Raw genomic sequence first — 24205 nt, forward strand, 5'->3', positions numbered from 1 at the left:
GCCGACTCTGCGGGGACCACCGGCTCGTCAGCGGGCGGGTTGCTGGGCGGGTTACTTGACAAAGGTCAGCTCCCTCTTGTTTCCGAAGATGCCCTGCGGGCGGAAGATCACGATCAGCATGAGCGCGACGCCGACGAGGATGAACCGGAGGGTCGCGGCCTGCTGGCTCGTGATCGGAAGGATGTCGGACTGTGCCAGCAACGGGAGGACGTTGTCGAGGAAGCCCATGATGACCCAGAAGATCACCGAGCCGACGACGGGGCCGAACACGGTGGCCGCGCCGCCCAGGAGCAGGATCGTCCAGATGAAGAACGTGAGGCTCGTCGTGTAGGTCGCCGGGATCACGGCGGACGGAAGTGCGAACACCACGCCACCGAGGGCGCCGAAGACACCACCGATCATGAGCGCCTGCATCTTGTACGAGAAGACGTTCTTGCCGAGCGAGCGCACGGCGTCCTCGTCCTCGCGGATGCCCTTGAGCACGCGGCCCCACGGGCTGCGCATGATCGCCCACACGAGATACACCGCGATCGCGAGCAGGACGATGCCGAAGACACGGACCCACAGCTGGTCGGCGGTCCACTGCCACGGCCCGAAGCCGTAGATGATCGGCTCGCCGTCGGCGCCGGTCTTGGGGAACGGATTCGCCCCTCGGAACCCGGCATGGTAGCCGCCGAGTCCGTCGGCGGAGTTCGTCCACTCGTCGAACAGCTGAGTGGTCAGCAGCAGTCGTACGATCTCGGCCGCAGCGATGGTCACGATGGCGAGGTAGTCGGCACGCAGACGCAGCGTCGGGATACCGAGGATGAGCGCGAAGACCACGGCCGCGGCGCATCCGACGAGAATGCCGACCCACCAGGGCCAGCCGAAGCTCAGGATCGAGATCGCGTATCCGTAGGCGCCGAGAGCCATGAAGCCTGCCATACCGAAGTTCAGCAGGCCGCCGAACCCGAACTGCACGGCGAGACCGGTGGCCGCAAGGGCGTAGGCGATGGTCTCCGGGCTGAAGACCCAATAGGCCGTGTTGTTGAAGATCTGTCCCCAGTCCATGACTAACCGAGCCTCTCTTTCCGGCCCAAGATGCCCTGGGGTCTCACCAGCAGGATGATGATCAGCACGGCCAGCGCGCCGACGTACTTCATGTCCGGCGGAATCCACAGCGTCGAGATCTCGACGAGGATGCCGACGATCAGGGCGCCGATGAGGGCGCCGAACGCGGTGCCGAGGCCGCCGAGGGTCACGGCGGCGAAGATGAGCAGCAGCACCTGCACACCCATGTCCCACTTCACGCCCGGGCGGAAGTAGGCCCACAGCACACCGGCGATCGCGGCGAGGGCGGTCGCGAGGATCCATACGATTCGGATCACGCGGTCGACGTTGATGCCGGATGCTGCCGCCAGGCCCGGGTTGTCGCTGATCGCGCGTGTCGCCTTGCCGATTCGGGTGCGAAGCAGCCAGTACGCGACGGCGATGAGCAGCACGATGCTGATCGCCATCGACGCGACGTCGATCCACGACAGCGAGATCGGACCGATGTGGATGTCCTGCGGAGCTCCGGCTCCGGGGAGCTGATACGTGCCGCCGCCGATGAAGTACTGGAAGACATAGCGGCCGGCGAGCGACAGGCCGATGCTCACGATCATGAGCTGCACGAGGCCCAGCCCTCTGCGGCGCAGCGGTCGCCACAGTCCGGCATCGAGGACGTAGCCGAGTACCGCGCCGAGCACGATCACGATCGGGATCGTGAGCCACATGGGGATGTTCAGCCACACGCCGAAGATGAGTGCCATGACCGCGCCGTACGTCAGCATCTCGCCGTGGGCGAAGTTGCTGAGGCCGGTCGTGCCGAAGATCAGGGAGACGCCGACGGCCGCCAGCGCGAGCAGCAGACCGAAGTTGATGCCGTTCATGAACCGCTCGAGAAGCTGGTCCCAGAACGACGTCGTGACGCGCTCGCCCTCGCCGAGGAAGAGGTTGACGATCTTCGAGCCGGTGAGACCGAAGGTCACGTCGAAGGACGCCGTCGTCCCCTGTTTGGGCTGGATGCCCTCCGGCAGCTGCGCCGGATCGACGATCACGCCATCGGGCAGCGTGTCCTCGTCGACCGTCAGGACGTACTCCTCTTTCTCGGGCACGTACAGACGCCACTTGCCTTCCGCATCCGTCACGGTCTCAGCCTCGAAGCCGTTGCCTTCGATCGACATCGTCACGCCCTCGACGGGCTCGTCGTCGTACTTGATCACGCCGCCGAAGTAGAAGTCGGTCTGCTCCTGGTCGCCACCTGGGGTGTCGGGGGCGTCCGCGCGCGCACCGGTGGGTGCGGACAGGAACACCATTCCCGCGGCCAAGAGCACGCCGAAGATCACGAAGATCCAGCGGCGCCTGTTGATCACGGTCGCAGTCGTAGGACCCACAGAACCTCCAGTTCGGCACACCACGCGGACACCGAAGCTCGGGTCGCATCGGCCGTGATGACGACGCTACGACTGTAATGTGTCGTCGCTGTTTCGCCCAAGGTCCCTTGTGGATAAGTGATGCGATCGCAACCGGTCTGCACTCACCGGCTCGCGCGCGCCTGCGCGTGCCGTTATCCCGGGAACAAACGACGCCCGCCGACGCTTAGAATCGAGTACGGAGCGTCACGAGCGCACCGGCCGCCGCCGTCCAAACCCCGAGAGCACGCGCGCGCCCGCGCGAGGAGACCCCATGGAGCACAACGACCCCTTCGGCTTCGTCGGACTGACTTACGACGATGTGCTGCTGCTGCCCGGCCACACCGACGTGATCCCCAGCGAAGCCGACACCTCGTCCCGGGTGACGCGACGCATCACCGTCGCGACCCCGCTCATCTCGAGCGCGATGGACACGGTGACGGAGTCGCGCATGGCGATCGCGATCGCCCGCGAAGGCGGCCTCGGGATCATTCACCGCAACCTCTCGATCGAGGATCAGGCCGCGATGGTCGACCGCGTCAAGCGGAGTGAGTCGGGCATGATCACCGACCCGATCACGACCACCCCGGACGCGACGATCGAAGAGGTCGACTCCCTCTGCGCCCAGTACCGCATCTCGGGCCTTCCGGTCGTCGACGACGACAACCACCTCGTGGGCATCGTGACCAACCGAGACATGCGCTTCGTCTCGGGCTTCGAGCGTCAGACCACCAAGGTGCGCGACGTCATGACCACCGAGGGCCTCGTCACCGGCCGCGTCGGCATCAGCGCGGGCGAGGTCATCGCCCTCTTCGCTCAGCACCGCGTGGAGAAGCTGCCGCTCATCGACGAGAACGGCACGCTCGCGGGCCTCATCACCATCAAGGACTTCGACAAGAGCGAGAAGTACCCCCTCGCCACGAAGGACGAACAGGGCCGCCTGCGCGTCGGCGCCGCCATCGGCTTCTTCGGCGACGCGTGGCAGCGCGCCGAAGCGCTGCGCGACGCGGGCGTCGACGTCCTGGTCGTCGACACGGCCAACGGCCAGTCGGCCGGCGTCATCGACATCGTCCGCCGCCTCAAGGCCGACGCGAGCTTCGACCACATCGACGTCATCGGCGGCAACGTCGCGACCCGCGAGGGCGCACAGGCGCTCATCGACGCCGGCGTCGACGCCGTCAAGGTCGGCGTCGGACCCGGTTCGATCTGCACCACCCGCGTCGTCGCCGGTGTCGGCGTGCCGCAGGTCACCGCCGTGTACGAGGCGTACCTCGCCGCTCGTGAGTCCGGCATCCCGGTGATCGCCGACGGCGGCCTGCAGTACTCGGGCGACATCGCCAAGGCGCTCGTCGCCGGCGCCGACACCGTCATGCTCGGTTCTCTCCTCGCCGGCACCGACGAGTCGCCGGGCGAGATCGTCTTCCAGGGCGGGAAGCAGTTCAAGCAGTACCGCGGCATGGGTTCGCTGGGCGCGCTGCAGACCCGCGGCAAGAAGACCTCGTACTCGAAGGACCGCTACTTCCAGGCCGACGTCCCCAACGACGACAAGCTCATCCCCGAGGGCATCGAGGGCCAGGTCGCCTATCGCGGTCCGGTCTCGGCCGTCGCCTACCAGCTCGTCGGGGGCCTGCGCCAGTCGATGTTCTACGTCGGTGCGCGCACCATCGAGGAGCTCAAGGCCAAGGGCAAGTTCGTCCGCATCACCGCCGCCGGCCTCAAGGAATCGCACCCCCACGACGTGCAGATCGTCGTCGAGGCGCCCAACTACAAGAAGTAACCCCTTCGGGGAACGGATGCTGCGGCCCGGCGCACCGCGCCGGGCCGCAGCATCCGTCTATCCGGCCGAGACTCGTCGGGAAACCGGGATCCGGTCGATCGCATCGCGTGCGCTGCCGGGGGTGACGGAGTGTGACGGGCGCCCGAGTGCGCGGTGTCGCTACCCTGGGCGCCATGATCAGGCAGCGACGGCACCCCCTGGCGACGCAGCGGACCACGCGTCTCGAGGCGTTCACCGACGGGGTGTTCGCGATCGCGGCGACGCTGCTCGTGCTCGATCTCACGCAGCATTCACTCGGTGAGGTCGACTCCGACGCCGAGATGTGGGCGGCCCTCGGCGGCATGTACGAGCTGTTCCTCAACTTCGGGCTGAGCTTCGTGCTGCTGTGCCTGATGTGGATGGTGCACGTCCAGCAGTTCGAGCACCTCGCCCGCGTCGATTCGACGACGGTGTGGCTGAACAACGCGCGGCTGCTCTTCATCGTGCTCGTGCCGTTCGCGACGAACCTCACGACCGAGTACTCCGAGTGGCTCGCGGGCCGGCTCGCCATGCCCGTGACGTTCTTCCTCGCCATCCTGTTCAGCTGGCTGCAGTGGGGGTGGGCGGTGCGGCAGCGCGAAGCCCTGATGCCCGACATGAGCAGAGCGGATGCCGTGGCCTACGGACGCAGCTCGCTGAGCGCCCTGCTCATCTCGGCCGCGGTGGTGGTGCTCGCCCCGTGGATCGGGTCTCCCGCCTTCCTGCTCTTCCTGCTTGACGGACCTTTCACGCGTCTTCTGCGAGGGAAGGGCGACTGACCCGCTCGCGGCGCCATCGGGATGCCCCGGGCCGAGGCATCCGTCGACATCATGTGCTCTCGCCGAGAAGACACGCTGGCGGCGTACACGCCGCGTCATCTCGGCGAGAGCACACGCTCCCGACGCGCAGGCCTATGCAGCGGCTGCGAGCTCGGGCTCGGTGGCGTCGGTCTCGGACGGGCCGGAGGCGGCAGCATCCGTCGTCCCCTTCCCGGACGGGAGCCACAGCGCCGCGATCGTCGCCGCGAACAGCACGGCCGCGCCGGTGAAGACGGCGGGGCGCGCGGCGTCGACGTACATGTCGGGGAGGAGCTCGCCGCCGGCGCTGACGAAGATCGCCGTCATCACGGCGGTGCCGAGGGCGACGCCGAGCTCGCGGACCGTGGAGTTCACGCCCGACGCCTTGGCATGGTCGATGAGTCCGAGGGTCGCGAGCAGCGCCGTCGCCGAGGGGGCGAACACGAGCGCCATGCCGACACCCGCCATCACGAAGGGGGCGATCAGCGTCGGGTAGTCGAGGTCGATCGACATGACGGCGGCGATCCAGGTGAGCGCCGTGCCCTGCAGCGTGAGGCCGAGCACCAGGAGCACGCGCGTGCCGACGCGCGGGGCGAGGATGCCGGCGATCGGGGCGACGATCATGGGCGCGAGCGTCCACGGGGTGGTCTGCACGGCGGCCTCGAGCGGGGTGGACCCCTGCACGACCTGCAGGTACTGGATGAGGATGAACACCGCGCCGAACGTGCCGAAGCTGAACGCGAAGCCGACGATGTTGGTGATCGAGAACGAGCGGTCGCGGAACAGGCGCAGCGGCATCAGCGGGGCCTGCGCGCGCGTCTGCCACCACAGGAATGCGGCGAGGAGGAGGGCGCCGAGCACGATCTCGGCGATGACCCCGCCCGAGCCCCAGCCGTCGTCGTTGCCGCGGACGATCGCATGGACCAGGGCGAGCACGCCCGCCGCAGCGAGCACGGCTCCCGGCACGTCGATGCGCGCACGGGCGCCGAAGTCGTTGTCGAGCACGATGATCGCGAGCGGGATCGCGATGATGGCGACGGGCAGGTTGATCCAGAAGATCGCCTGCCAGTCCCAGCCCTCCATGATCGCACCGCCGATCAGCGGCCCGACGGCGACGCCGAGGCCCGAGACGCCGCCCCAGATGCCGATGGCGAGGGCGCGCCTGGCCGGGGCGACCGCGCCGCTGAGCAGCGCCAGCGACAGCGGCATGACGCCGGCGGCGCCGAGGCCCTGCACGGCGCGGGCGGCGATGAGCTGACCCGGGTCGGTGCTGAGGGCGGCCAGCACGGAGCCGGCGCCGAACACTGCGATGCCGACGACGAACAGCGTGCGCCGCCCGAAGCGGTCGCCGAGAGCGGAGGCGATGAGGATCGCGCCGGCGAACGCCAGCGTGTACGCGTTGACGAACCACTGCAGCTCTTCGACGCTCGCTCCCATGTCGCGGTGCAGCACCGGGAGCGCGTTAGTCATGACGAGGTTGTCGAGCGTGGCCATGAACATCGGGAGGGATGCCGCGGCCAGCACGAGCGCGAACGGACGGGTCCGCCGGGTGCCTGGGGCGAGGGAGAGGTCGGTCATGGAAGTCTCCGGTTGTAATTGGATGATTACCTGCTAGAGAGCAATGTAGTAATCGACTGATTACAAAGTCAAGTCATTCGCTGATAACCTTTCGCCATGACATCTGCAGGGCTGGGTGGCGGCGTCGCACTCGATGAACCGGCCGAGGCCGGCAAGCGCCTGTCGTCGGACGAGCGGCGTCGCCAGATCCTGGTGGCCGCGCTCGCCGTCTTCGGCACTCGGGGCTACGAAGGTGCGACGACCGACGAGGTGGCCCGCGCCGCCGGCGTCAGCCAGCCCTACGTGGTGCGGCTGTTCGGCTCCAAGGAGAATCTGTTCCTCGCGGCCATCGAGGATGCCCTGGCTCGGCTGCTCGCAGCCTTCCGGGCCGCGCTCGCCGAGGAGGACGACGGTGCAGGCATCACTGCCGGCAAGCGCATCGGACGCGCCTACGTCGACCTCATCGAAGTGCGGGGTCTGCACCAGACTCTGGCGCATGCCTACCTCCTCGGCAGCAACCCCGTGATCGGGGCTGCGGCCCGCCGCGGCTTCGCCTCGGTGTGGCGGTTCTTCCGCGACGAGATGGGGCTCGACACCGACGAGGCGCGCGCCTTCCTGGCCGAGGGCATGCTCATCAGCACGATGATCGGTCTGCGCATCGTCGACGACTACGGCTCCGACCCGCAGATCACCGAGCTGTTCCGCTCGTGCTTCCCGAGCGAGCTGCCGCACGTGCTCGAGGTCCTCCCGCGAGGCACTGACCGCTGGTAGCAGGTGGGCACTGACCGCTGGTAGCAGGTGGGCACTGACCGCTGGTAGCAGGTGGGCACTGACCGCTGGTAGCAGGTGGGCACTGACCGCTGGTAGACACACGGCGCGACGGCGTGGATGCCGCACCCTGGCCGCGCGTCGGGAGCGCGGCGTATCGTCGGGGGCATGTGCCGGAACATCCACACGCTCCACAACTTCGAGCCCGCCGCCTCGTCCGCAGAGGTCCACGCCGCCGCGCTCCAGTACGTGCGCAAGATCGCGGGCACCACGAAGCCGTCGAAGGCGAACCAGGAGGCGTTCGATCGCGCCGTGCACGAGATCGCGCACATCACGCAGCACCTGCTCGACGACCTCGTCGCGGTGACGCCGCCGAAGAACCGCGAAGTCGAGGCCGCCAAGGCGCGCGAGCGCGCGATCAAGTCCGGCCGCTACGCCGCGCCGGCCGCCTGAGCCCCGCCCCCGGTCGTTGAGCGGTGGGGTATTCTGGTCGGCTCCCCATCGGACGAACCCGTCCCGCGGAGCAGACAGGGAACACCGTGGGGTACATCGACATCGCCGCCGTCTCGTACGCGCTGCCGGACGGCCGCCCGCTGCTCGACGAGGTCTCGTTCCGCGTGGGCGAGGGGTCGACGACGGCGCTCATCGGGCAGAACGGTGCCGGCAAGACCACGCTGCTGCGGATCATCCGGGGGTGGACGCCCGCTCTCTCGGGTGCCGTCTCGATCGACGGCGGACTCGGCGTGATGGACCAGTTCGTCGGCCACGGCGAGGCCGGGCAGACCGTCCACGACCTCCTCATCTCCGTCTCGCCCGACCGTGTGCGCCGTGCCGCGCGCGAGCTCGAGGACTCCGAGGCGGCGATCATCGAGCAGGACGACCTCGACACGCAGATGCGCTACGCCGGGGCGCTCGCCGACTACGCCGAGGCCGGCGGCTACGAGTACGAGACCGTCTGGGACACCTGCACGACGACGGCTCTCGGCATCCCGTTCTCGCGGGCAAGGTTCCGCGAGCTCACCACGCTCTCGGGCGGCGAGCAGAAGAGACTGGCGCTCGAGGCGCTGCTGCGCGGCCCCGACCAGGTGCTGCTTCTCGACGAGCCCGACAACTACCTCGACGTGCCCGGCAAGCGCTGGCTCGAGGAGCGCCTGCGCGAGACGAACAAGACGGTGCTCCTCGTGTCGCACGACCGGGAGCTGCTGGCCCGGGCGGCCGACCGCATCGTGACGCTCGAGGCGGGCGGCGCAGGCAGCACGGCCTGGGTGCACGGCGGCGGCTTCGGCACGTATCACCGTGCGCGGGAGGACCGGATGCGGCGCCTCGACGAACTGCGCCGCCGCTGGGACGAGCAGCACGTCAAGCTGAGGGAGCTCGTGGCCACCCTCAAGGTGAAGGCCACCGCGAACGACACGTTCACCTCGCGGTACCGCGCCGCCCAGACGCGCCTGCGCAAGTTCGAGGAGGCGGGTCCGCCGCAGGAACGCCCCAGGGAGCACGACCTCGACGTGCGCCTGCGCGGTGCGCGCACCGGGCGGCGCGCGGTCGTGGCGGAGCAGCTCGAGCTGACCGGGCTCATGAAGCCGTTCGACCTCGAGGTGTGGTTCGGCGACCGGGTCGCGGTGCTCGGCTCGAACGGCTCGGGCAAATCGCACTTCCTGCGGCTGCTCGCCCGCGGCGGCACCGACCCCGACGGGCGCCTCGGGCACGTGACGACCACCGGCGCGGGGCTCGCGCCGGTGGCGCACACCGGCCGCGTCATGCTCGGCGCGCGCGTGCTGCCGGGATGGTTCGCGCAGACCCACCGCCATCCCGAGTTCGACGGAAAGACGCTGCTGGACATCCTGCATCGCGGGGAGGACGCCCGGCCCGGTCTGCCACGCGAGGCGGCCAGCAGCGCGCTCGACCGCTACGGACTGGTCGCGCAGGCTGAGCAGACCTTCGACAGCCTGTCGGGCGGACAGCAGGCGAGGTTCCAGATCCTGCTGCTCGAGCTCTCGGGCGCCACGCTGCTCCTGCTCGACGAGCCGACCGACAACCTCGACCTCGTCTCGGCCGAGGCGCTGCAGGACGCGCTCGCCCGCTTCGAGGGCACCGTGCTCGCGGTGACGCACGACCGCTGGCTCGCGAAGTCCTTCGACCGCTTCCTCGTCTTCGGTTCCGACGGCCGGGTCTTCGAATCCAGCGAGCCCGTGTGGGACGAGTCCCGCGTCGCCCGCGCACGCTGAGCCTCCCGGATGCCGCGTTCCGCAGCATCCGGCCCCGCTCACGCTGGTTGGTCGACCATGCCCTTCCCGACGCGACCATGCCCTTCCCGTCGCGACCATGCCCTTCCCGTCGCGACCATGTCCTTCCCGTCGCGACCATGTCCTTCCCGTCGCGACCATGCCCTTCCCGACGCGACCATGTCCTTCCCGACGCGACCATGCCCTGGCATGCTCGCGTGAAAAGGGGCATGGTCAGCGCAGATGGGGCAAGGTCGGCGGAAAAGGGGCATCGTCGGAGAGCGAAGGGCGGCCAGGGCCGCCGGGTAGGGTGGACGCGTGAGCATGGACATCGAACTCGGCCGGGCCAAGCGCGCGCGCCGTGCCTACTCGTTCGACGACATCGCCGTGGTGCCGTCGCGGCGCACCCGCAACCCCGAGGACGTCTCGACGACCTGGACGATCGACGCCTTCAGCTTCGACATCCCTGTGCTGGGCGCCCCGATGGACTCGGTCGTGAGCCCGCGCACCGCGATCATGCTGGGTCAGCTCGGCGGGCTCGGCGTCCTCGACCTCGAGGGTCTCTGGACTCGCTACGACGACCCCGAGCCGCTGCTCGCCGAGATCGCCGGCCTCGAGAAGGCCGCCGCGACCCGCCGCATGCAGGAGCTCTACGCCGAGCCCATCAAGCCCGAGCTCGTGCGCGATCGCCTCGCCGAGATCCGCGCCGGGGGCGTCACGGTCGCCGGTTCCCTGACCCCGCAGCGCACCCAGGAGCTGTACGAGACGGTCGTCGCCGCCGGCGTCGACCTCTTCGTGATCCGCGGCACCACGGTCTCCGCCGAGCACGTCTCGAGCGTCGACCAGCCGCTGAACCTCAAGAAGTTCATCTACGACCTCGACGTTCCCGTCATCGTCGGCGGTGCGTCGACGTACACCGCCGCGCTGCACCTGATGCGCACCGGCGCCGCCGGCGTGCTCGTCGGCTTCGGTGGGGGAGCGGCGTCCACGACGCGGGCCACCCTGGGCCTTCATGCCCCGATGGCCACCGCGGTCGCCGACGTCGCCGGCGCGCGCCGCGACTACCTCGACGAGTCGGGCGGGCGCTATGTGCACGTCATCGCCGACGGCGGCGTGGGCACATCGGGCGACATCGTCAAGGCGATCGCGATGGGCGCCGACGCCGTCATGCTCGGGGTCGCGCTTGCGCGGGCGACGGATGCTCCGGGCCAGGGCTTCCACTGGGGACCCGAGGCGCACCACGCCAAGCTGCCGCGCGGCCGCCGCGTGAAGGTCGACCAGGTCGCCTCGCTCGAGGAGGTGCTCTACGGCCCCGCCCCGGTCGCCGACGGCACCGCGAACCTCATCGGGGCTCTCCGCAAGTCGATGGCCACGACCGGATACTCCGACCTCAAGGAGTTCCAGCGAGTCGAGGTCGTCGTCGCGCCATACGCCGCGGGATGACGGATGCCATGACCGACCCCGACCCGGCGGGAGCGGCCGACCTCGCACCCGAGGCCTTCCCGCCGACCCTGCGCGAGGTGATGCTGCGGCCGCGATGGATCGGGATGCTGCTGCTCTGCCTCGTCGTCGCGGGTGTCTTCGCGTGGCTCGGGCAGTGGCAGCTGGGTCGTGCGGTGCAGACGAATCCGGTGCCCCCCGGGGCGACGGAGGAGGTGCAGCCCCTCGCGGACGTCGCGCTGCCGGGCCAGTACCTCCCCGAGCCGCTCGTGGGCCAGCGCGTTCAGACGCGCGGCAGCTGGGTGCCCGACGACTTCATCGTCGTCGAGTCGCGCTACAACGACGGCGTCGAGGGCTACTGGGTGACCGGGCAGCTGCGCATCGACCCCGACGTGAGCGCGACGGTCGGCCCGACCTCCGTCGCGGTGGCGCTCGGGTGGGCCGCGACCGAGGAGGACGCGCGCGCGGCCGTCGAGCAGCTCGAGGGCGCAGCATCCGTCGCCGAGACCGTCGAGGTGACCGGACGCCTGATCTCCGACGAAGGGCCGGTGCTTCCGCCCCGTGGCGAGGATCCGCAGACGCTGACGCGCATGTCGCCGGCCGCACTGCTCGGCCAGTGGCACGATGTCGACGCCCTGTTCGTCTACCGGCCCTACATCGTCTCGGTCGACGCCGTCGCGGGTCTCGACGCGATCTCATCGCCGGCGCCGGTCGAGGGTTCGGGCATCAACTGGCTCAACATCTTCTACGCCGTCGAGTGGGCGGTCTTCGCGGCCTTCGCGTTCTACCTCTGGTACCGCCTCGCGAAGGACGCGTGGGAGAAGGAGGTCGAGGACTTCGAGGACGACCGCGCGTCCGGCGACGACCCTGAGCCCGCAGCATCCTGAGCGGGAACCGCCCCGCAGCCCTGAGCCAGGAAATCCGGCACAATGCCGCGGGTAGACTGAGGGTCATGCCCCGCGCCCCGAAGCTCGCTTCCTTTCCGGCGATCCGCGGAGCCCTGAAGTTCTACCAGATCTGCTCGATCATCACGGGCACGATGCTGCTGCTGCTCGTTGCCGAGATGATCGTCAAGTACGCGGTCGGCTACGAGCTGTTCCTCGGTGGTTCCGGCGGGTTCCTGTGGTTCGCCCCCGTCGTCGAGACCGCCTCGGGCCTCGAGTCCACCGGTGACGGGTTCAACCTGTCGCTCGGCATCCTCGTCGCCCACGGCTGGTTCTACGTGGTCTACCTGATCTCGTGCTTCCGCGTGTGGAGCCTGATGCGCTGGAACCTCCTGCGTCTGGGCATGCTCGCCGCGGGCGGCATCGTGCCCCTCCTCTCGTTCTTCATGGAGGCGCGCGTCGGCCGCGACGTCAAGACCTATCTGGCCGAGCGTGAGGCGGCTGAGCTGCACTCGCGCGCCGAGCACTCGTCCCTCACTCACGCCATCCCGACGGAGAACAAGCGTTGACCCAGAGCCCTTCAGAAACAGCGACCGATACGTCCCAGCGCCCCGTTCTCGTCGTCGATTTCGGCGCCCAGTATGCGCAGCTGATCGCGCGCCGCGTGCGCGAGGCCGGCGTCTACAGCGAGATCGTGCCGCACACCGCGACCGCCGCCGACATCGCGGCGAAGAACCCGGTCGGCATCATCCTGTCGGGCGGGCCGTCGTCCGTGTACGAGGAGGGTGCTCCCGCGCTCGACACCGATGTCTTCGACCTGAACGTGCCGACGCTCGGCATCTGCTACGGCTTCCAGGTGATGGCGCAGGCGCTCGGCGGCGAGGTCGCGAACACCGGACTCCGTGAGTACGGAGCGACGGACGCCGTCGTCGCGAACGACGGCGGTGTGCTGCTGGGCGGGCAGCCCGTCGAGCAGAACGTCTGGATGAGCCACGGCGACCAGGTGTCGCGCGCACCGGAGGGCTTCGAGGTGCTCGCCGCGACGGCTGCCACCCCGGTCGCCGCGTTCGGCAGCGACGAGCGGCGCCTGTACGGCGTGCAGTGGCACCCCGAGGTCAAGCACTCCGATCACGGCCAGCAGGTCATCGAGAACTTCCTGCACAAGGCGGCGGGTCTTCCGGCCGACTGGAACAGCGGCAATGTCATCGCCGAGCAGGTCGCGAAGATCCAGGCGCAGGTCGGCACCGGCCGCGTCATCTGCGGTCTGTCGGGGGGCGTCGACTCCGCCGTCGCGGCGGCCCTCGTGCACAAGGCCGTCGGCGACCAGCTCGTCTGCATCTTCGTCGATCACGGGCTCCTGCGGAAGGACGAGCGCGAGCAGGTCGAGCAGGACTACGTCGCCTCGACCGGTGTGCGCCTGGTCACGGTCGACGCGCGCGAGCAGTTCCTGAACGCCCTCGCCGGTGTCAGCGACCCCGAGCAGAAGCGCAAGATCATCGGCCGCGAATTCATCCGCACGTTCGAGCAGGCCGAGGCCGCGCTCGTTGCGGAGGCGGAGGCCGACGGCGAGCCTATCCGCTTCCTCGTTCAGGGCACGCTCTACCCCGACGTCGTCGAGTCGGGCGGCGGCACGGGCACCGCGAACATCAAGTCGCACCACAACGTGGGCGGCCTCCCCGAGGACCTGCAGTTCGAGCTCGTCGAGCCGCTGCGCACCCTCTTCAAGGACGAGGTGCGTGCGATCGGACGCGAACTCGGCCTTCCCGAGGTGATCGTGGGCCGCCAGCCGTTTCCGGGCCCCGGCCTCGGCATCCGGATCGTGGGTGAGGTCACCGCTGACCGTCTCGAGATTCTGCGCGATGCGGACGCCATCGCCCGCGAGGAGCTGACGAAGGCGGGCCTCGACGGTGAGATCTGGCAGTGCCCGGTGGTGCTGCTCGCCGACGTGCGCTCGGTCGGCGTGCAGGGCGACGGCCGCACGTACGGCCACCCGATCGTGCTGCGCCCCGTCTCGAGCGAGGACGCGATGACCGCCGACTGGACGCGCCTGCCCTACGACGTGCTGTCGAAGATCTCGAACCGCATCACGAACGAGGTGCGCGAGGTCAACCGCGTGGTGCTCGACGTGACGTCGAAGCCCCCGGGGACCATCGAGTGGGAGTGAGTTCATGATGAACGCCTCGGCGATGCCGGGGCGTTCGTCGTTTTCCCGGGCGCCTCGGCGGGCCGGGTGGTCTGCTCATGGGTGAGGATGGACGAGTGACGACGGACTCCGCCCCCTCGCTGCCCGACGCCGACTATGTGCTGGTCGGCAGCCGCGTCGCCCTGGGACTGGACGGCGGGTTCGCGGTCGCTGTGCCGTCGCGGCTGCGCCTGCTCGCGTCGGCGGGGGCGCCCGACCCGCTGCAATTGAGCCTTGACGGCGCGTCGCCCCAGGTCCACGCCGCGCAGCGGCAGGCTTTCGTCGACGCCGGGCTGCTCGAGAGCACTGCATCGGCACGCAACCTCTTCGACGACATCGTCGCCGATCCGACGTGGCTTCTCGCAGCGGGCGATCCGATCGCGGACGGCACGTTCGAGGGGGAGCAGCGGACGATCACGGATGCCTCGGGCTCGGCGATCGTCACGCTGCCCGTGTTCCGCGACAACCCGACGTGGCACCTCGGCGACGCCCCGATCGTGGTGCACGCCCCCGACGGGGACCGCGTGCTGCGCGGCTTCCGAAGCCTGTACGCCGCGTGGCTCACGCACCTGGCCGACGAGCGTCGCGCGGCTGCGGGCGACCCCGACCGCGTGCTCGTGGTGATCTTCGAGTCGCGCCAGATCGGCGAGGCGATGGTCGACTGGGACGATCCCCGGGTGCGCCTCGTGCACACCGTGCACAACTCGCACCTGCCGGAGCCGTACGACGACCCCGATGCTCCGGTCACCGGGATGTGGGAGCGGTGGCTGTCGACCGTCGATCGCTATGACGCGGTGCTCTGGCCGACTGCGGCTCAGCGCGACGAGGTCGCCGCGCGCTTCGGCAACCCCGGCACGTTCCACGTCGTGCCCAACACCATCGAGCTCGGCACCGAGCCGCCGGGCGTGGAGTCGCGCGACCCGCACCTCGTGGTGATGCTCAACAGGCTCGCCCCCCAGAAGCGCGTCGACCTCGCGATCCGCGCGTGGGTGCGGGTGGTCGAGGCGGTACCCGAGGCGAGGCTCGATGTCTACGGCGACGGCCCGCTGCGCGAGGAGCTTCAGGGCCTGATCGACGAGCTCGGGGTGGCGGCATCCGTGTCTCTCCATGGCGCGACCGCCGACCGCGACGCGATCTTCGACCGTGCCGCTCTGTTCGTCACATCGACGGCGTTCGAGGGACAGGGGCTGTCGATCGCCGAGGCGCTCGCCCGCGGACTGCCCGTCGTCTCGTTCGACGCCCGGTACGGACCGCGGGAGACGACTGACGGTGCCGGCGTGCTCGTGCCGCCGGGTGACGCCGACGCGCTCGCCGCCGAGATCATCGACCTGCTGCGCGACGACGCCCGCCGTGCCGAGCTGGCGTCGCGCGCGAGGGCCGCCGCTGCGGCGTTCACGCCCGACGCGGTGCGTCCCGCGTTGGTCGCCGCGCTGCGGTCCGCGGTCGAGAACCCGTCGCGGCGCGCCTGAGCTCTCCCTGGCGGTTTTGGCGAGTCGCCACATCCGGGGCCGCCGTGGGTGGTTCTTGGCGAGCCGCCACATCCGGGGCCCCCCGTGGGTCGTTCTTGGCGAGTCGCCGCACTCTGGACCTCGTGGGTGGTTCTTGGCGAGTCGCCGCATCCGGGGCCCGCCGTGGGTGGTTCTTGGCGAGTCGCCGCACTCTGGACCCCGTGGGTCGTTGTTGGCGAGTCGCCATGTCGCGGCGATGCGGGCTCTGGTTCATGGCGAGTCGCCAGGATCGCTGCCGGCGGGCGTCCTTGTGGTCTTGGCGAGTCGCCGCATCCGGGGCCCGCCGTGGGTCGTTCTTGGCGAGTCGCAACATCCGGGGCCCGCCGTGGGTCGTTCTTGGCGAGTCGCAACATCCGGGGCCCGCCGTGGGTGGTTCTTGGCGAGTCGCCGCATCCGGGGCCCGCCGTGGGTGGTTCTTGGCGAGTCGCCGCACTCTGGACCCCGTGGGTCGTTGTTGGCGAGTCGCCGCATCCGGGGCCCGCCGTGGGTGGTTCATGGCGAGTCGCCAGGATCGCTGCCGGCGGGCGCCCTTGTGGTCTTGGCGAGTCGCCAGGCTCTCGTTCCGGCGTGGGTGGGTCTTGGCGAGTCGCCAAAATCGCAGGGCGAGAGGGATCCGCCGACGGCAGAGCCGCTGGGAGCGGAGACGGATGCCGCGCCCGCCACGGGCGCGCAGGCTGAGGGCATGGCAGACGAAGGCAAAATCCCCCAGTTCGGGGCCGAGGCGCGGCGCGAGCTGTTCCATCAGCGCGTGCTCGTGCTCGACGGCCCGCTCGACGACGACAACGGCACCCTGATCGCGACGCAGCTGCTGGCGCTCGCGGCGGAGGACGAGGCATCCGATATCGCCCTCTGGATCCACTCTCCCGGAGGATCGGTGCCCTCGATGCTCGCGATCCGCGACGTCATGAGCCTCATCCCGAACGATGTTGCGACCCTCGCGCTCGGCCTTGCATGCAGCGCGGGGCAGTTCCTGCTGTCGGCGGGTGCACGAGGCAAGCGGCGCGCGCTGCCCCACGCGCGGATCCTCATGCACCAGGGTTCCGCGGGCATCGGCGGCTCAGCGGTCGATGTCGAGGTGCAGGCCGGCGACCTGCGACACATGCGGGACACCGTGCTGGGCCTCATCGCCGCCGACACCGGGCAGAGCCTCGAGCGCATCTTCGAGGATTCGCTGCACGACCGCTGGTACACGGCCGCCGAGGCTCGGGACTACGGGTTCATCGACGGGATCGTCGAGTCGTTCGCACAGGTGGTTCCGCGACGGCGACGGCCCGCGGGGCTCGGACTCGGACCGGCTGAGGTGGCGGCATGAGCTCGTACACGATCCCGAACGTAGTGGCGCAGCATCCGCGCGGCGACCGCATCATGGACGTCTACTCGCACCTGCTCGCCGAGCGGGTCGTCTACCTCGGCACGGGCATCGACGCGGGCGTCGCCAACGCACTCATCGCGCAACTGCTGCACCTCGACGCCGACAGCCCGGACAGCGATATCCAGCTCTACATCAACTGCGAGGGCGGCGATCCCTCGGCGATGCTCGCGGTGTACGACACGATGCAGCACGTGCGGCCCGACGTCGCGACGACCGTCGTGGGACAGGCGATCGGCGTCGGCGCCGTGATGCTCGCGGCGGGCGCGGCCGGCAAGCGCTCGGTGCTGCCGCACGCGCGAATCGTGCTGCACCAGCCGGCGGGCCAAGGGAGGGGCGCCATCCCCGACCTCATCCTCCAGGCCGACGAACTGGTGCGCGTGCGCGGCGAGGTGGAGGAGATCCTCGCGAGGCACACGGGACAAGATGCCGCCAAGCTGCGGACCGACACCGACCGCGACCGCGTCTTCACCGCCGCCGACGCGGTGACCTACGGCCTCGCCGACCACGTGCTCGATCGGGCATCCGCCCCCGCGCGTTGAGCGGAGGGCGCTCCAGCTCGCTCAACGCGCGGGGGCGGGCGCGCCAGGAGCGCCCGGCCAGGTCTTGCCCTCCCAGGGGTCGTAGTCGGCGAGGAGCTCCTCCTGGGGCGGGCGCTCAGCCTCGGGCACGTGCTGCAAGTTGACGCGCACGCGGTACCAGAGCGAGCTCGACCCGCGCATGCCGTCGATGAGCACGTCGGCGGGGTGCAGCTGCGCCACCACGGACGCGTGGCTGCTCTTCCACGCCTCGAGGGCGTGGACCGCCTCGGGCTTGGTCTTCGTGCGGGCGATCTCGATGAGCGGCATCGTCGACTGGCGGCGTCCAGACCCGTCACCCCCGCGGGGCGGCTTATCGGCCGGGCCGAGTTCCTCGGCGAGGCGCAGGAGCCCGTCGAGCGTGCCGAGAGCGTCGTCGATGCCGGCGTGAGGGTCGCCGATGTCCGCGTACCGCCGGGGCACCGTGAGCGCGGTGAACTCGGCGGGGCGTCGCGCGCGCACCTCGTCCCAGTCGAGCGGGGTGGAGACGCGTGCGTCGGGCAGCGGGCGGATCGAGTAGGCCGACGCCACGGTGCGGTCCTTGGCGTTCTGGTTGAAGTCGACGAACACGCTCTCGCCCCGCTCCTCCTTCCACCACCGCGCGGTCGCGAGTCCGGGCGCGCGGTTCTCGACCTCGCGGGCGAGCGTCTCGGCGGCGAGGCGCACCTGCCTGTAGTCCCAGTCCGGCGCGATCCGCACCAGGATGTGCATTCCCCGCGAGCCGCTCGTCTTCGGCCAGCCCACGAGTCCGACGTCGTCGAGCACCTCGCGCGCGACGAAGGCGACGTCGACGATCTGCGACCAGTCGACCCCCGGCATGGGGTCGAGATCGATACGCAACTCGTCGGGACGGTCGAGGTCCTCGGCACGGACGGGATGCGGGTTCAGGTCGAGACAACCGAGGTTGACGACCCATGCGAGGCCCGCAGCATCCCGGATCACCGCCTCCTCGGCGGACGTGCCCCGCGCGTACTGCAGCGTCGCCGTGTCGATGAAGTCGGGATGGTTCTCGGGTACGCGCTTCTGGAAGAACGGCTCCTGGTCGATGCCCTTCGGGAAGCGCTTGAGGACCATCGGGCGACCGCCCGCGCCACGGAGCGCGCCGTCGGCGACGGCGAGGTAGTACCGGACGACGTCGAGCTTGGTGATCCCCGGCTCGGGGAACACGATCTTGCTCGGGCTCGAGATGCGCACCTCGTGCCCGTCGATCTCGAGGATCTCGGCTTCCGACTTCGCGGGCGTCACTCGGCCAGGCTAGCGACGGCCCGGGGCATCGACCAGAGGCACGTCCGGGCCGGTCACGCGGCGAGGGCGTAGGTGGCGCGGCATCCGACCACCGCACGCTCGGTGGCGCGCGAGCGGAGGTCGTCGACGACACCCGCCGTCAGTTCGATCAGCGTCACCTCGAGCGCACCCGCGACCGCCGCGATCATCTCGCTGGACGGCTCCTTGAGACCTCGTTCGATCTCGGAGAGGTACTGCGGAGAGACGCCGGCACGGTCGGCCGTGTCTGCGAGGCGCTCGCCCCGTTCATGGCGCAGGTTGCGCAGCCGCTCGCCCAGCGCGTCGCGCCAGAGCGGCTCGAGCTCACGAGAGGGGCGCGGGGCTTTCGCCGACAGCGGGATGATCTCGGCCATGCGCTCACGATAGGACGCGAAGGCACCCGAAGCCGAGACCGTTCCGCTCTGAGCAGAATGCGGTGGGACAACGCTCGCCGGCTGTGCGCGCTGCATCCACGGATGGGCGTGATGCATGAAACGCCGAATACCAAACCGGCTCGATTGAGCGGTTTGCTCAACCTGGGAGGTCTCTGTTGATCTTTTGAGAGTTCGCACATAGCGTGCGGCGTATCCCCTCGCGGTTCCGTGCACGAGAAAGCAGGCTCCCCCTTTGTTCCGACGTTCCCTAGCCGTCGTCAGCGCGCTCGCGCTCGCGATCGCCACTCCCACCGCGGCGATGGCCGCCACCCCTGACGATGATCCGTCGTCGCGATTCGAGAAGTCCGAGGTGTCCGGTCCGATCGGGACGGCCTTCCGCCCCTTGAGCGAGGACCGCGACACCTCGGTCACGGTCATCGTCGAGATGGCCGGTGACCCGGTCGCCGTCGCCGAGGCGAAGACGGGCGGCGAGCTGACGAAGGCCGAGCGCAAGGCCATAAGGGACTCGCTCAAGAAGAACCAGGACGCGATCGCCGGCCCGCTGAAGGCCAAGGGCGGGAAGATCCAGGCCGAGATGCAGTCGGCGTACAACGGCATCCAGGCGACCATCCCGGCCGACCAGGTCGACGCAGTAGCGGCACTGCCCAACGTCGTGGGCATCCACGCGGTCAGGACGTACGAACTCGACAACGCGGTGTCGGTTCCGTTCCTCGGTGTGCCGGAGGTGTGGCAGAACACCGGGTTCACCGGCGAGAACGTCAAGGTGGCGATCATCGACACCGGCGTCGACTACACGCACGCCAACTTCGGCGGGGTCGGCACGGTCGAGGCGTACGACGCGGCCCACGCCGCCGAGGCGGCTGCGGCGGACCCCGCCCAGTTCGGTCCTGATGCGCCGCGCGTGAAGGGCGGCTGGGACTTCGTCGGCGACTTGTACAACGCGGATCCCGATTCCCCTGACTACCAGCCCGAGGCGATGCCCGACGCCAACCCGCTCGACTGCAACGGGCACGGCAGTCACGTCGCCGGCAGCGCAGCGGGCAGCGGCGTCACGGCCGAGGGCCAGACATACACAGGACCCTACGACGAGTCGACGGCGTCGGCGGACTGGAAGATCGGCCCCGGTGTCGCACCGCAGGCCGACGTCTACGCCCTGCGGGTGTTCGGCTGCGGCGGCTCGACCGACATCGTCGTGCCGGCCATCGACTGGGCCGTCGAGCACGACATGGACGTCATCAACATGTCGCTCGGCTCGCCGTACAGCGGCAACGACCCCGAGGCCGTCGCCGCGTCGAACGCGATCGGCGCGGGCGTGGTGGTCGTGAAGTCCGCCGGCAACGACGGCCCGAGCCCGTACCTCGCCGGCGAAGGGGACGGTGTGGTCACCGTCGCGGCCGTCGACAGCACGGCCACGTTCCCGGGCGCCACGATCACGGTGAACGGGGTCGCCATCCCGGCGATCAACGCGAACGGCGCGGTGCTGACCGATCTCGACGAGATGACCGTGGCGGTGCTCACCGATGACCTGAGCACCCCTGGCGAGAACGAGGCGCTCGGCTGTTCGGTCGCGGCCTACAACCACGCGGGGGTGACAGCAGGCAGCAACATGCTCGCCGTCTCGACCCGTGGTGTCTGCGCCCGTGTCGCAAAGGCGATCTACGCGCAGCAGGCCGGGGCCGCAGCATCCGTCATGATCAACACCTCCGACGACTACCCGCCGTTCGAGGGCACGATCACCGAGAACCCCGACACGGGCGACGACTACACCGTCACGATCCCGTTCCTCGGCGTTCGCAAGTCGGATGGCCCGAAGCTCGTCGACGATGCGGCCGCGACCCTCGCCCCGGCGGACCTCGAGAACCCGGCGTTCCGCGGCTACGCGTCGTTCAGCTCGAGCGGTCCGCGCACGGGCGACAGCGCGCTCGCGGTCGATGTCGCGGCGCCGGGCGTCTCGATCGTCTCGACGGGCGTCGGCACCGGTGACGGACCCGCCACCATCTCGGGCACCTCGATGGCGGCACCGCACGTCGCCGGCGTCGCGGCGCTCGCCGTGGAGGCCCACCCGACCTGGTCGGCGGCCGAGGTGTCGTCGGTGCTGGTCTCGTCGGCCGACCCCGACAAGGTCGCCGGGCAGAACCTCGTTCGCGGCGGCGTCGGCCTCGTCGACGCCGCACAGGCGGTGGCGCAGCAGGCCACGGCCGTGGGCGACTCGTTCAAGACGACGAACGGATGGTTGCGGGAGGCCGGGCTCAGCTTCGGGTTCCAGGAGAGCTCCACGACCTTCACGGGCACGAAGAGGGTCAGGCTCACCAACAAGGGCACGAGCCCGGTGACGTACGACGTCAGCGCTGCCGCATCCGCCCAGTCGGCGGAGGCTTCCGTGACGGTCAGCCCGAGCACGGTGACGGTCGCACCCGGCGGGTCCGCCACGGTCACCGTGACCCTGAGCGCGCCGGCCGCCGAGGCCGGCACCTCCGAGGGCGGCGGGTTCCAGTTCGCGGAGTTCTCGGGCGACGTCGTCTTCACGTCGGCGGCCGACACCCTGCGGGTTCCGTACCTGCTGGTGCCGCGCGCGACGAGCGGCGTGTCGGCACAGGGCGACCTCAAGGTGACGAAGAAGAAGCAGCCCGTCGACGGGACGGTCACCGCGGCGCTGCGCGGCAAGGCGGGCGCGTTCGACGTCAACGCCGACTTCTACACGTGGGGCCTGGAAGACAAGAGGGATGTCTCGAAGGCCTTCACCGACACCGGATACGACCTGAGGGCCGCGGGCGTGCAGTCGTTCGACTACGGCACCGACCACCTGTTGGTCTTCGCCGTCAACACCCACCAGCGGTGGTCGAACGCGGCGACCAACGAGTTCGACGTGCTCATCGACACGAACCGTGACGGGGAGCCGGACTGGGCGGTCGTCGTGACCGACGGCGGCGTGGTCACCAGCGGCAGCGCCGACGGCGTTCCGACGGCGTTCGCGTTCAGCCTCACCGGCCCGGACGCGTTCGCGCTCGACCTGGCACCGATGGCGCCGACCGACAGCAGCACCGTCCTGATCCCGGTGTGGGCGGGCGCCGAACTCGGCATCACCGCCCAGTCGCCGACGTTCGACTACACGGTGCAGTCCTTCACGCTGCTCGACGACGCCAGCTTCGACGGCTTCGACGGGATGGCCACGTACAACCCGTGGGCCCGGGCGCTGGAGAACGGCCAGTATGTGACGGTGCCCGTCGGCGGTGGCGTCGACGTGCCGGTCGGCGTCGACGCTGCGGCGTTCACGGCGCAGAAGCCGCTCGGCGTCATGGCTGTCGTTCTCGACAACCCCGCCGGTGCGGGCGAGGCGATCCTCGTGAAGGCCAAGTAGTCGCACGACTCGAAGGAGGACGGATGCTGCAGCCGCAGCATCCGTCCTCCTTCAGCGTGTGCAGAGCTTCGGGGAGTCGGTCGTGCCGAAGCGGTAGTCGTAGGTCGTGCCGTCGACCGTGACGACGACGCGCATGCCGTCGACGAGCGCCTGCGTGTAGGAGACCCCCGGCGACGGGCAGCCCAGTGCCCCGTTGTTCCACGTGACGGCCTCGGCCGAGACGAGCTCGGGCGTGCCGGTGACGCCGCGGGTGGCGAGATCGACGACGATCGCGTCCCAGCGGGCCGGAGGCACCGCGACCGGGCTGCCGGTGGGTTCGAGCGGCCCCGGTGAGGCGGTCCGAAACGGCGGCCGGGTGGGCGAGGCGGCGCTCGTCGGCTGGCTGGGCTGGGCGGGCTGCGGCTCGGTCACGGGGCCTCCTGAGCAGGCGGTGAGGGCGGCGAGCAGCACCGCGACCGCGCCGAAGGCTGTACGACGTCGAGCCATGACACTCCTCGGATCGGCTTCAGCCTAAGCGTGGAGTGCACGGAACAGAACGGCCGCCCGGAGAACCGGGCGGCCGTTCGAAGCGGAGCGCGAGGCGTCAGCTGTTACCGCGCGCGATCGCGAGGATGCGCAGGATCTCGAGGTACAGCCACACGACCGTCACCATGATGCCGAATGCGCCCAGCCAGCCGAACTGACGTGGAGCGCCGTTGCGCACGCCCTGCTGGATGCTGTCGAAGTCGAGCACCAGCGAGTACGCCGCCATGATCACGACGAAGACGCCGATGAGCACGCCCCACGGGATGCCGAGGATGGGGCTCTGCTCGCTCAGCAGACCGAACGCGCCACCAGCGATCGGGACGTTGAAGAGCATCAGGAAGATGTTCACCAGCGAGAACACCAGGTAGCCGACCATCGCGATCATGAAGACCTTGGTCGCGCGCTTCGACGCCCGGATCTTGCCGCTCGCGAACAGGGCGAGGGTCACACCGACGACGGCGAAGGTCGCGAGCGTCGCCTGCACGACGATCCCCGCCCAGAGGAACTCGAAGAACGCCGAGATCGCACCCACGAAGAGGCCCTCGAAGGCGGCGTAGCCGAAGATGAGCGCCGGGCGGATCTTCTTGCGCGAGGTGAAGATCACGACGAGCGAGAGCACGAAGCCACCGAGCGCGCCGATCATCCAGGGGAGGATCGAGGGCTGGGGGTTCGTCGGCGTGACGCCCGCCATCGTCCACACCCAGCCGACGGCCGCGGTGACGAGGAGGACGGCGAAGAGGCCGACGGTCTTCCAGATGGTGTCCTCGTACGACATGCGGCCGGTCTCGGCGGCACCCGCGGACGGTGCCGCGTACATGCCTTCGAGATGCGCCTGGGCCGCGGCATCCGTTCCGGCGCGCTGCGTCGTCGCGAACTGCGTCTGCCCGCCCAGGTTCGCCGCCTGCGAACCGCCGGGGTAGGTCTGAACGGCCTTCGGGTCCTGGAAGGCCGGGTTGTTGAACGCGGGGTTGTTGAGGGCCACTGCTCTCACACTCCAATGTCAAGGGAATCCCAGCACGATGCTGTTGATCAACACTATCCGACGGGTGCCCGGGTGGCACGGGTGCGTGCTGTGAGTGGACTATGAACGGATGCCGCGGCCCCCGGTCCCCGAGGCGCTCGTGGCTAC

The 24205-nt window shown here is 69.8% G+C and carries 20 protein-coding genes; 13 read left to right on the plus strand and 7 right to left on the minus strand.

Features of this window, described 5'->3' with window-relative positions; all coding sequences use genetic code 11:
* Window positions 1–51: 51 nt before the first annotated feature.
* Together MRBLWH3_RS07315 and MRBLWH3_RS07320 are read right to left on the minus strand one after the other, a co-directional pair.
* On the minus strand, window positions 52–1050 hold the full coding sequence (locus MRBLWH3_RS07315; protein WP_363430078.1) for a branched-chain amino acid ABC transporter permease: 999 nt from the start codon (window positions 1048–1050) through the stop codon (window positions 52–54).
* 2 nt (window positions 1051–1052) lie between these two features.
* Entirely contained in the window at window positions 1053–2336 is a 1284-nt protein-coding gene (locus MRBLWH3_RS07320; protein WP_414685397.1) for an ABC transporter permease subunit, read from the minus strand.
* Window positions 2337–2706: 370 nt separating this feature from the next.
* Here MRBLWH3_RS07320 and guaB point away from each other — a divergent pair, with 370 nt between their 5' ends.
* Together guaB and MRBLWH3_RS07330 are read left to right on the plus strand one after the other, a co-directional pair.
* The gene (gene guaB / locus MRBLWH3_RS07325; RefSeq protein WP_363430080.1) at window positions 2707–4209 is read left to right on the plus strand and encodes an IMP dehydrogenase; all 1503 of its coding nucleotides are present in this window, start codon (window positions 2707–2709) and stop codon (window positions 4207–4209) included.
* Between the two features lie 173 nt (window positions 4210–4382).
* The gene (locus MRBLWH3_RS07330; protein ID WP_363430082.1) at window positions 4383–5006 is read left to right on the plus strand and encodes a TMEM175 family protein; all 624 of its coding nucleotides are present in this window, start codon (window positions 4383–4385) and stop codon (window positions 5004–5006) included.
* Between the two features lie 132 nt (window positions 5007–5138).
* Here the strand turns inward: MRBLWH3_RS07330 and MRBLWH3_RS07335 are convergent, their stop codons facing one another.
* Window positions 5139–6602, minus strand: a complete 1464-nt coding sequence (locus MRBLWH3_RS07335; RefSeq protein WP_363430084.1) for an MFS transporter — start codon at window positions 6600–6602, stop codon at window positions 5139–5141.
* Window positions 6603–6698: 96 nt separating this feature from the next.
* On the opposite strand from MRBLWH3_RS07335, the gene MRBLWH3_RS07340 reads away from it, so the two are divergent.
* From MRBLWH3_RS07340 to MRBLWH3_RS07385, 10 genes are all read left to right on the plus strand, one after another.
* On the plus strand, window positions 6699–7352 hold the full coding sequence (locus MRBLWH3_RS07340; RefSeq protein WP_363430086.1) for a TetR/AcrR family transcriptional regulator: 654 nt from the start codon (window positions 6699–6701) through the stop codon (window positions 7350–7352).
* A gap of 165 nt (window positions 7353–7517) precedes the next feature.
* Window positions 7518–7802, plus strand: coding sequence for a DUF2277 domain-containing protein (locus MRBLWH3_RS07345; RefSeq protein ID WP_342001601.1), 285 nt, complete (start codon window positions 7518–7520; stop codon window positions 7800–7802).
* An 86-nt stretch (window positions 7803–7888) separates the two neighbouring features.
* On the plus strand, window positions 7889–9577 hold the full coding sequence (locus MRBLWH3_RS07350) for an ABC-F family ATP-binding cassette domain-containing protein (protein ID WP_363430088.1): 1689 nt from the start codon (window positions 7889–7891) through the stop codon (window positions 9575–9577).
* Window positions 9578–9898: 321 nt separating this feature from the next.
* Entirely contained in the window at window positions 9899–11017 is a 1119-nt protein-coding gene (locus tag MRBLWH3_RS07355) for a GuaB3 family IMP dehydrogenase-related protein (RefSeq protein ID WP_363435362.1), read from the plus strand.
* A gap of 80 nt (window positions 11018–11097) precedes the next feature.
* On the plus strand, window positions 11098–11901 hold the full coding sequence (locus MRBLWH3_RS07360; protein ID WP_363435365.1) for an SURF1 family protein: 804 nt from the start codon (window positions 11098–11100) through the stop codon (window positions 11899–11901).
* A gap of 65 nt (window positions 11902–11966) precedes the next feature.
* On the plus strand, window positions 11967–12467 hold the full coding sequence (locus tag MRBLWH3_RS07365; protein ID WP_363430090.1) for a DUF3817 domain-containing protein: 501 nt from the start codon (window positions 11967–11969) through the stop codon (window positions 12465–12467).
* Window positions 12464–14062 carry a glutamine-hydrolyzing GMP synthase gene (guaA, locus tag MRBLWH3_RS07370; RefSeq protein WP_363430092.1) on the plus strand — a complete coding sequence of 533 codons (1599 nt, stop codon included), beginning with the start codon at window positions 12464–12466 and terminating at the stop codon, window positions 14060–14062. Before MRBLWH3_RS07365 ends, guaA begins: the two co-directional genes overlap by 4 nt.
* 95 nt (window positions 14063–14157) lie before the next feature.
* Complete coding sequence (locus tag MRBLWH3_RS07375; protein WP_363430094.1) at window positions 14158–15549, plus strand: glycosyltransferase; 1392 nt, start codon at window positions 14158–14160, stop codon at window positions 15547–15549.
* Between the two features lie 721 nt (window positions 15550–16270).
* Complete coding sequence (locus MRBLWH3_RS07380; RefSeq protein ID WP_363430096.1) at window positions 16271–16900, plus strand: ClpP family protease; 630 nt, start codon at window positions 16271–16273, stop codon at window positions 16898–16900.
* Entirely contained in the window at window positions 16897–17499 is a 603-nt protein-coding gene (locus MRBLWH3_RS07385; RefSeq protein ID WP_363430098.1) for a ClpP family protease, read from the plus strand. Before MRBLWH3_RS07380 ends, MRBLWH3_RS07385 begins: the two co-directional genes overlap by 4 nt.
* A gap of 21 nt (window positions 17500–17520) precedes the next feature.
* On the opposite strand, the gene ligD is transcribed toward MRBLWH3_RS07385, so the two are convergent.
* The gene (gene ligD / locus MRBLWH3_RS07390) at window positions 17521–18780 is read right to left on the minus strand and encodes a non-homologous end-joining DNA ligase (RefSeq protein WP_363430100.1); all 1260 of its coding nucleotides are present in this window, start codon (window positions 18778–18780) and stop codon (window positions 17521–17523) included.
* Window positions 18781–18833: 53 nt separating this feature from the next.
* Window positions 18834–19172: a helix-turn-helix domain-containing protein gene (locus MRBLWH3_RS07395; protein WP_363430102.1), complete on the minus strand. Its 339-nt coding sequence runs from the start codon at window positions 19170–19172 to the stop codon at window positions 18834–18836.
* Between the two features lie 253 nt (window positions 19173–19425).
* Between MRBLWH3_RS07395 and MRBLWH3_RS07400 the strand changes: the two genes are divergently transcribed.
* Complete coding sequence (locus MRBLWH3_RS07400; RefSeq protein ID WP_363430104.1) at window positions 19426–22551, plus strand: S8 family peptidase; 3126 nt, start codon at window positions 19426–19428, stop codon at window positions 22549–22551.
* A gap of 51 nt (window positions 22552–22602) precedes the next feature.
* On the opposite strand, the gene MRBLWH3_RS07405 is transcribed toward MRBLWH3_RS07400, so the two are convergent.
* The gene (locus MRBLWH3_RS07405) at window positions 22603–23037 is read right to left on the minus strand and encodes a hypothetical protein (RefSeq protein WP_363430106.1); all 435 of its coding nucleotides are present in this window, start codon (window positions 23035–23037) and stop codon (window positions 22603–22605) included.
* A gap of 97 nt (window positions 23038–23134) precedes the next feature.
* Complete coding sequence (locus MRBLWH3_RS07410) at window positions 23135–24058, minus strand: Bax inhibitor-1/YccA family protein (RefSeq protein ID WP_363430108.1); 924 nt, start codon at window positions 24056–24058, stop codon at window positions 23135–23137.
* Window positions 24059–24205 lie beyond the last annotated feature (147 nt).

It is taken from the genome of Microbacterium sp. LWH3-1.2, from assembly GCF_040675855.1.
GTDB lineage: Bacteria > Actinomycetota > Actinomycetes > Actinomycetales > Microbacteriaceae > Microbacterium.